Consider the following 7,001-nt stretch of genomic DNA (forward strand, 5'->3'; position numbering starts at 1 on the left):
CGGTGATCGGACGCGGTCGCCGCGTCGCTCAGGTGAGGTCGCCGGCTTTGCCGAGCAGGTAGCGCTGCTCGACCCGGTTCGCGGTCAGGTCGGCCGCCTGGCGGTAGAGCGCGGCTGCGCGGGTGGTGTCGCCGGTCATCTGGAGCAGGTGGGCGCGGACGGCGTGCTCGCGTTGCCTGGTGAGCGGGTGCCGGTCCAGGTGGTGGCGTTGGTCGAGGTCGTCCAGGAGCGCAAGGCCGCGGGCCGGTCCGTGGGCGTGGGCCACCGCCACCACGCGGCTGAGCTGGACCGGTGCGGTGGGAGTGAGCCGTTCGAGCCAGAGATACAGCATGGCGATTTGAGCCCAGTCGGTCTGGTCGGGTGAGGCGGCCGCGGAGTGGACGGCGGCGATCGCGGCCTGGAGTTGGTAGGGGCCGGGCTCGTCGCGGTTCCAGACGCCGTCGATGAGAGCGGTGCCCTCGTCGATCAGGTCGCGGTCCCATCGGGTGCGGTCCTGCTCGTCCAGGGGGACGAGGTCGCCGCCGTCGGTGCGGGCCATGCGCCGGGACTCGGTGAGCAGCATCAGCGCGAGCAGGCCGGTCACCTCGGCGTCGTCGGGAAGCATGGCGTGGAGCATGCGGGTCAGCCGGATGGCCTCGCGGGTCAGGTCGACGCGGGCGAGCCGGTCGCCGGCGGTGGCGGTGTAGCCCTCGTTGAAGATCAGGTAGAGGACGCGCTCCACGGCGGTCATGCGGCTGTCGCGGTCGGCGTCGGTGGGTGGTGTGAAGCGGGCTCCGGCGCGGGCCAGCCGCTGTTTGGCGCGGCTGATCCGGGCGCCCATGGTGGGCTCGGTCGTGCCGTGGGCGTGGGCGATCTCGGCGGTGGTCAGGCCGCCGACCGCGCGCAGCGTGAGCGCCACCTGGGACGTGGTGTCCAGCGCGGGGTGGCAGCACAGCAGCAGGAGGGTCAGGCTGTCGTCGGTCTCGCGTGCGGGGTGCGCCCGGCGCTCGGGTGCCCGCATGGCGAGTTCGGCCGCTCCGGCCTGCTGCTCGCGGCGGTGGCGGGCCTGGTCGGACCGGATCAGATCGACCATGCGCCGGTATCCGACGCGGATGAGCCAGCTGCGCGGATTCTCCGGGACGCCCTCGGCCGGCCACGTCCGGCTGGCGGCCAGCAGCGCCTCCTGCACGGCGTCCTCGGCGATGTCGAAGCGGCCGAAGCGGCGGACCATCGCGCCGAGCACCTGCGGCGCCTCGGCGCGCAGCAGATGGTCGAGCTCGTGGTTCACGCGGCGAAGTCCTCGCCCATGATCGGGCGGACCTCGATCGGTTCGCCGAGCGCCTCGACGATGCGCGCGGCGATCTCGACGGCGCGCTCCCGTCCGGCCACGTCGATCACGGCGAAGCTGGCCAGGACCTCTTTGAGCTCGGCGAAGGGCCCGTCGGTGGCGACGACCTCGGCACCGTCGCGGTGGACGGTGGTGCTGACCGCCGGGTGCCCCAGGCCCTCGCTGGTGACGAACTCGCCGGAGGCGATCAGCTCCTGCTCCAGCTTCTGGTACGTCGCGAACGCGGCCAGCGCCTCCTCGGAGGGGACGTCGGCGGTGGCGGCGTCCCACGCGGCGGCCGGAGTGTAGCTGAGCAGCAGATACTTCATGATGAATCCCTCGATTGGTCCTCGCAGGCCACGTTACGGGCGGGCGGCATCGGCACCAGCAGCAGCACCAGCGCGGAGAGCGGCCCGGCCAGCGGCAGGCGTCCGGACGCCTGAACGGTCCGGCGGACGGGAACGGCGGTGGCGGCGGTCATGGCGTCCTCTCTTGTCGATGGGTTCTCGCTCGCTACCTCGGATCCGGATCGGGCTCTTTGACGCTGCGCGAATGTGATTCAGGTCATAGCGGTATCGCGTCAAAGCCCGGCCGGGGTCTCCGAGGTAACGGCGAGCAACCCACAGAGGAGGACGACATGATCGAGACCCAGCAGCCCACCCCCGAACTGAAGGCCCTGGACCGCCTGGTCGGCACCTGGCAGGTCACCGGCGGCGCGGAGGGGACGGTCCGCTACGAGTGGATGCCCGGCCGGTTCTTCCTGGTCCAGCACGTCGAGCTGACCCAGTTCGGCGAGCCCGTCACCGGCATGGAGATCATCGGCAACCTGCGCCCGTTCGGCGAGCCGACCGGGGCGGACGTGGTGTCGCGCTACTACGACTCGGCGGGCAACACCTTCGACTACGTCTACGACCTGGAGGGCGACACGCTGACCATCTGGGCCGGTGCCAAGGGCGGCCCCGCGTACTACAAGGGCACCTTCGACGCCGACGACACCACGCTCACCGGCGAGTGGGTCTACCCCGGCGGCGGCGGATACGCCTCCACCTCGACCCGCATCTGATCGACCCGGCCCGGCCTATCCGTAGACACGCGGTGGCGGCGAGCCGTCCTCAACGGCTCGCCGCTCCCGGTCTTACGATGCGTGGCGCTTGAGCTGACTGAGCAGCGCTCCCCACGCCTCCGGGCTCAAGGTGAGACGCGGCCCATCTGGGTCTGTCGAGTCGCGAACACCCACCACGCCGCCTCGTCCCAAGAGCAGGGGCGCGCACTCCACACACGTCTCGGGGTAGCTGCCACTGTGACTGCTCTTCCGCCAGTAAGTCACCTGCTCGTCCTCTCAGCCGCGCCGGGTTGCAGGTCCCGGACGGCCTGTTCAATCCGTTCGCGAGTCTCAGTCGGGGGGAGAGCGACTCTGGTCAGTTCCGCTTGAATCGCTCGGTAGGCCGAGACACCTTCATCGTCATCGAGGAAGATCCGTCGCAGGAAACCATCGACGACCACGATCGGGAAGTTCCCTGATTCAACGTGCAGGATGGTGAAGGATCCGTCAACACCGGGGTTCGTGGTGGCGGTGAATGGGAGGATCCGGACATCGATGTTCGGCCACTCGGTGAGTTCGAGCAGGTACCGGAGCTGCGCAAGCATCACCTCCCTGCCTCCCATCCACTGACAGACCGACGCCTCGCCGATCACGGCATTGATCGCCAGAGGATCAGGTCTCGTGAGCGCCTCCTTGCGGGCCATGCGGTACGCCACGAGCTGGTCGATGTTGCCAGAACTGCTGCTGGGAACGGAGGCCATGATGGCGCGTGCGTACTCCGGGGTCTGGAGGAGCCCGGGGATGAGGTCGATGTGGTACGTGAAGAGTTCCGAGGAGTCCAGTTCGAGCATCACGTACTCGCCGTAGTTCGGGCCTTTCCCTGGGAGCTTGTGTCGTCGGATCCAGTCGCGGGAGGGGCCGCCGGTGGCGAGGCCGATCAGTGCGGTTCTGAGGTCGTCGTCCTCCTGGATGCCGTACATCATCAGGATGTAGTTGATCTCGTGGACGCGTGCCACGATCTGGGCGTTCTCCATCCGGCTGAGGGCGGATTTGGAGATCTTGAGGAAGGCCGCCGCCCCGTCGAGGGTGAGGCCGCGTTCTTCGCGGATCTTGCGTAGTTGGACGCCGAGTCGCCTGCGGCGAACAGTCGGGGGTCGTGTCGCCATGACACCGATTGTCACTGGCACAACACAGGCTGTCATGCGTTTTTCCAAAAGCGGGAAATCCCGCTTGACGCATCTCCCGCCGAACCGCCCTCCCCCTCTCCATGAAGACGGTTGTGGGCTCTCACCTGGGCATTCATGCTTGCGGGCGTCGATTACCGGAGGGAGTGAGGCAATGACGCCTTGTGCGGCGGAGTCCGGAGACTTGCGGTTGCTCGGGACGATCACGATGCCCGGCGAGCCGAGGTCCGCGCGGGTCGCGCGGGCCTTCGTGAGCGTGGTCGCGACGCATGTGGACGACGAGGCGCTGTCCGACGTCGTCCTCTGCGTGGACGAGCTGGTCGCGAACGCGTGCGAGCACACCGCGTCCGGTACGGGCGGGCAGGTCACCGTCGTGGTGAGCGCCCGCGAGGACGTGTTGCGCGTGACCGTCCTCGACCAGGGCGGTGCTCAGAGGCGGCCGCGCGTCCGCACCGATCCGTTCGCGGAGGACGGGCGTGGGCTGTTCCTCGTTGACGCGCTCTCCAAGAGCTGGGGGTCGCATCCATCGTTGAACGGCACCGCCGTGTGGGCGGAGTTCCACGCGCTGCCGGCGGAGGACGTCAGCGGTGGGTGATGTCGGCGATGACGTTCTCCCGCCCCCAGGCGCCGAGCGGCGCCAGGGCCTCGTTGAGCGAGACGCCGCGCGGTGTCAGCGAGTACTCGACGCGGGGCGGCACCTCGTCGTACGCCTCGCGGTGGACGATGCCGTCCTGCTCCAGTTCGCGCAGGTGGGCGGCGAGCACCTTCTCGGTCACGCCGGGCAGTTCCCTGCGCAGCTCGCCGAAGCGGTGGGGCCGCTCGTTGAGCGCCCACAGGATCAGCACCTTCCACTTGCCGCCGATCACGTCCATCGCGGCGTCGATCCCGCAGATGTACGACCCCGGTCGCTGTGCCGTCCGCATCGTCCCGCCCCCTGGCCTCGTCACTGAGGTCAGGGTAACCACGCACTTCAAGGTGCGTACTTGTTCGGGTGCGCGGCCGGGGCAGAGCCTGGACGGCATGGGACATGACACTGAGCGGGTCAGCGTGCTCGGCCTCGGCGCGATGGGCGGCGCGATCGCCCGCGCCTGGCTGGCCGCCGGATACGAGACGACCGTGTGGAACCGGACGGCGGGCCGCGCCGAGCCGCTCGTCGCCGAAGGCGCGAAGGCGGCGGCGACCGCCGCCGAGGCCGTCGCCGCGAGCGGCCTGGTGGTGGTCTGCCTGCTCGATGACGCGTCCGTCGGGGAAGCCCTCGCGGACGCCGATCTGGCGGGCAAGGATCTGGTCAACATCACCACCGGCACGCCCGGCGACGCCCGCGACCGCGCGCGATGGGCGTCCGGACGGGGAGCCCGGTACCTGGACGGCGGCATCATGGCCGTGCCGCCGATGATCGGCGTCCCCGGCTCGGGCGCCTACGTCTTCTACAGCGGGTCGCCGGACCTGTTCGCCGACCGCCAGGACGCGCTGGGCGTCCCGTCTGCCGCCAGGTATGTCGGTGCGGACGCCGGTTCGGCCGCCCTGCACGATGTGGCGCTGCTGAGCGCGATGACCGGCATGTTCGCTGGAATGGCGCACGCGTTCGCCCTGACGCGCGGGGCGGCGTCGCCGAAGCAGTTCGCGCCGCTGCTCGTCGAATGGCTCACCGCCATGGCCGGTGCGGCGCACGGGACGGCGGCGCATCTGGAGAGCGGCGACTACACGCTGGGCGTGACGTCCAACCTCGCCATGATGGTGCAGGGCAACCGGACCCTGCTGCGCACCGCCGAGGAGCAGGGGGTCAGTTCCGAGCTGCTCACTCCGTTCATGGCACTGATGGAACGCCGCCTCGCCGACGGGCATGGCGACGAGGACACCACCGGAGTGGTCGACCTGCTGCTCCCGTAGGTAGCCCTTGGGGTGCGACCGGACGGACGCACCGGCGGCCCCGGGGGTACGGTGTCCGAAATTCACCCGCGGACGTCGGCGTGGCCGCCGTCCTGGCACCTGGCGGAGAGAGGCGACGACCGTGATCGTGAGACCTGCCGAGCCCGCCGATCTGCCGATGCTCGCGCCGCTGTGGCGGTCGGCCTGGCTGGACGGGCACGCCGGGCACGTCCCCGCCGAGCTGATGGACGCGCGCGGTCCCGACCACTTCGCCGTCCACGCCGAGAAGTACGCGGGCTCCACCCTCGTCGCCACCGGCGACGACGGCGGGATCCTCGGCCTGATCATCCTCGGCGACGACGACGGCGAGGTCGTCCAACTGGCCGTCGACGGGTCCGCACGCGGCGGAGGCGTCGGCGGGGCGCTGCTGCGGGCCGCCGAAGACCGCTTCCGGGGCCGCCACCGCCAGGCGTGGCTCGCGGTCGTCCCCGGCAACACGCGGGCCAGGCGCTTCTACGAGTTCCACGGATGGCGCGACACCGGCCCCATCACCTACCAGGCGCCCACCGCGAACGGCACCGTCGACGTGCCCGTCCACCGCTACGTGAAGGACCTGCCCCCGAGCGACGCAGAAGCCCCCGGCCCACCGGCCGGGGGACCTGCGTGAGAGCCCGGGGACGCCGGCCGGACCGCGGGGTCTCACATCCTCTTGGACGCTGTCGCTGCTCACCTCCATCTTCGGGAGCAGAGAGCCAGAAGTCCAAGAGATAGATCTGATCGACTCAAGCAGGTTCGCTTATGCCTCAGATCTCCTTGAGGAAGCCGGAGTCGACCGCGAAGTCGGCGCCCGTCGTGCTCGCCGAGCGCGGCGACGCCAGCAGGGCGATCACGTCCGCGACCTCCTGCGGGGTGGCGAGGCGGCCCGTCGTGAGGCCCATCATCTCCGCGGCGCCGCCGTCGAGCACGGCGTCTCGGTCGGAGCCGGTCGCCCCGGCGATGATGTCGGCGGCGCCGCCCTCGTCCGTCCACCACGGCGTCCGGACCGGGCCCGGCGAGACCGTGTTGACCCGGACGCCCTGCGGGCCGTACTCCTCCGACAGGCCCTTCGTCAGGTTGTTCAGCGCCGCCTTCGCCGCGTTGTAGTCGAAGTTCATCGGTCCGGGCCGCCGCCCGTTCCCCGACGAGACGTTCACGATCGACGCCGCGTCGCTCCGCAGCAGGTGCGGGAGCGCCGCCCGCACTGCCCGGACCACCGCGAACAGGTTGAACTCGAACATGTCGCGCCAGTCGTCGTCCGACGGGGTCAGAAAGCCGAAGCGCGGCAGGGACGCGCCGGGAGGCGGGCCTCCGGCGTTGTTGACGAGCACGTCGAGCCGCCCGAACACCTCCACCGCCCGCTGCACGGCCGCCGCCGGGGCGTCCGGGTCCATGAGGTCGGACGGCACGTGCAGCAGGTTCGGCCCGGCGAGCCCGTCCAGCTCCGGGCCCGCCTTGCGCGACACGGCCGCCACGCGGGCGCCCTCGTCCAGCAGCGTCCGCGTGACCGCGAGCCCGATCCCCTTCGACGCCCCGGTGACGACCGCAACGCGTCCGGCAAGCC

General features: G+C 70.6%; 11 protein-coding genes. 4 read left to right on the forward strand and 7 right to left on the reverse strand.

Annotated features, from left to right (window positions below; translation table 11 throughout):
- Positions 1-28 precede the first annotated feature (28 nt).
- Genes ACA511_RS01820 through ACA511_RS01830 form a run of 3 tightly spaced genes read right to left on the reverse strand, consistent with a single transcriptional unit; the run spans position 29 to position 1,787 of the window.
- Positions 29-1,267, reverse strand: coding sequence for an RNA polymerase sigma factor (locus ACA511_RS01820; RefSeq protein ID WP_375022235.1), 1,239 nt, complete (start codon positions 1,265-1,267; stop codon positions 29-31).
- Positions 1,264-1,635, reverse strand: a complete 372-nt coding sequence (locus tag ACA511_RS01825) for a YciI family protein (protein WP_375022236.1) — start codon at positions 1,633-1,635, stop codon at positions 1,264-1,266. The genes ACA511_RS01820 and ACA511_RS01825 overlap by 4 nt, the downstream gene beginning before the upstream one ends.
- Positions 1,632-1,787, reverse strand: coding sequence for a hypothetical protein (locus ACA511_RS01830; RefSeq protein ID WP_375022237.1), 156 nt, complete (start codon positions 1,785-1,787; stop codon positions 1,632-1,634). Before ACA511_RS01830 ends, ACA511_RS01825 begins: the two co-directional genes overlap by 4 nt.
- Positions 1,788-1,943: 156 nt before the next feature.
- On the opposite strand from ACA511_RS01830, the gene ACA511_RS01835 reads away from it, so the two are divergent.
- Positions 1,944-2,369 (forward strand): hypothetical protein, encoded by a 426-nt coding sequence (locus ACA511_RS01835; RefSeq protein WP_375022238.1) that lies wholly within the window; start codon positions 1,944-1,946, stop codon positions 2,367-2,369.
- Between the two features lie 72 nt (positions 2,370-2,441).
- Here ACA511_RS01835 and ACA511_RS01840 read toward each other — a convergent pair whose 3' ends face one another.
- Together ACA511_RS01840 and ACA511_RS01845 are read right to left on the reverse strand one after the other, a co-directional pair.
- Positions 2,442-2,633 (reverse strand): DUF397 domain-containing protein, encoded by a 192-nt coding sequence (locus ACA511_RS01840; RefSeq protein WP_375022239.1) that lies wholly within the window; start codon positions 2,631-2,633, stop codon positions 2,442-2,444.
- Complete coding sequence (locus ACA511_RS01845) at positions 2,630-3,514, reverse strand: helix-turn-helix domain-containing protein (protein WP_375022240.1); 885 nt, start codon at positions 3,512-3,514, stop codon at positions 2,630-2,632. The genes ACA511_RS01840 and ACA511_RS01845 overlap by 4 nt, the downstream gene beginning before the upstream one ends.
- Before the next feature lie 202 nt (positions 3,515-3,716).
- Between ACA511_RS01845 and ACA511_RS01850 the strand changes: the two genes are divergently transcribed.
- Complete coding sequence (locus ACA511_RS01850; RefSeq protein WP_375022241.1) at positions 3,717-4,127, forward strand: ATP-binding protein; 411 nt, start codon at positions 3,717-3,719, stop codon at positions 4,125-4,127.
- On the opposite strand, the gene ACA511_RS01855 is transcribed toward ACA511_RS01850, so the two are convergent.
- Complete coding sequence (locus ACA511_RS01855) at positions 4,114-4,455, reverse strand: winged helix-turn-helix transcriptional regulator (RefSeq protein WP_375024668.1); 342 nt, start codon at positions 4,453-4,455, stop codon at positions 4,114-4,116. The genes ACA511_RS01850 and ACA511_RS01855 overlap by 14 nt on opposite strands.
- Before the next feature lie 97 nt (positions 4,456-4,552).
- Between ACA511_RS01855 and ACA511_RS01860 the strand changes: the two genes are divergently transcribed.
- Positions 4,553-5,422: an NAD(P)-dependent oxidoreductase gene (locus ACA511_RS01860; RefSeq protein ID WP_375022242.1), complete on the forward strand. Its 870-nt coding sequence runs from the start codon at positions 4,553-4,555 to the stop codon at positions 5,420-5,422.
- A 121-nt stretch (positions 5,423-5,543) separates the two neighbouring features.
- Complete coding sequence (locus ACA511_RS01865) at positions 5,544-6,068, forward strand: GNAT family N-acetyltransferase (RefSeq protein WP_375022243.1); 525 nt, start codon at positions 5,544-5,546, stop codon at positions 6,066-6,068.
- Between the two features lie 136 nt (positions 6,069-6,204).
- Here ACA511_RS01865 and ACA511_RS01870 read toward each other — a convergent pair.
- Positions 6,205-7,001, reverse strand: a 797-nt coding sequence (locus tag ACA511_RS01870) for an SDR family NAD(P)-dependent oxidoreductase (RefSeq protein WP_375022244.1), incomplete at its 5' end; no start/stop codon positions are given.

This window comes from Actinomadura sp. GTD37 (assembly GCF_041951365.1).
Taxonomy (GTDB): Bacteria; Actinomycetota; Actinomycetes; order Streptosporangiales; family Streptosporangiaceae; genus Spirillospora.